This is a genomic window from Catenulispora rubra (genome assembly GCF_015356825.1).
Taxonomy (GTDB): domain Bacteria; phylum Actinomycetota; class Actinomycetes; order Streptomycetales; family Catenulisporaceae; genus Catenulispora; species Catenulispora rubra.
Map to the genome: position 1 here is coordinate 1 of NZ_JAACYW010000666.1, position 862 is coordinate 862.

1 protein-coding gene is annotated in these 862 nt (G+C 64.3%); it reads left to right on the forward strand.

Going from position 1 to position 862, the window contains the following annotated elements; genetic code table 11:
* Nucleotides 1-598, forward strand: a 598-nt coding sequence (locus tag GWK61_RS54855) for a polysaccharide deacetylase family protein (RefSeq protein ID WP_194922335.1), incomplete at its 5' end; no start/stop codon positions are given.
* Between the last annotated feature and the right edge of the window lie 264 nt (nucleotides 599-862).

Consider the following 862-nt stretch of genomic DNA (forward strand, 5'->3'; position numbering starts at 1 on the left):
CCCCCCGGTCATAAGCCACGTCCCCACCGACCAGAAGATCTGCTTCCTGACCATCGACGACGGAGCCGAGAAGGACCCCGCCTTCCTCCAGATGGTGAAGGACTTCCGCATACCGATAACGATGTTCCTGGCCGACTGCTTCATCCAGGACGACTACTCGTACTTCACCCAGCTCCGCGACACCGGCTACTGCACCATCCAGAACCACACCCTCCATCACCCCGACATGCAGACCCTCAACGCCGAAAAGCAACTGGCGGAAGTCACCGGCCAACAGCAGAAGTTGGTGAAGAACTACAACGCCCACCCCTACCTCTTCCGAGCCCCCTTCGGAAACTCGAACAAAGCCACCCAAGAAGCCTGCAAGCAAAACGGCCTAAAAGCCATCTGCTACTGGCGAGCCTCCTTCCAAAAGCAAGGCTTCCAATGGCAAGCCGCCGACAAGAAGCTCCGCCCCGGCGACATCCTCCTAGCCCACTTCCGAGGCCCCAAAGCCAACGGCAAAGGCTGGCCCGAAATGCACGAACTCATGACCAACCTCTTCCGCATAGTCCAAGACCAGGGCTACACCTTCGCCCGCCTAGAGGACTACGTCTAAGACGCGCCACGCGCCACCAGCCGAAGCCGCACTCCGCTCCAGCCGGCCCCGGTCGCTCACTTCCGCCACACCGCCGAAGCTGCCCGAGTCGCCCCCACTTCCGCCGCCCCGCCGCACCGTTCCATTGCCCGGAACCACCCTCCGCCGACCCGAGCCCTCCGTACCGGCCCGCCAGCCAAAGCTGCCCTCACCGGCCAGCCAGCCAAAGCCGCCCGCCGCCCCACTGTCCGGAGCCGCTCTCCGCCCACCCGAGCCCTCCCTGCC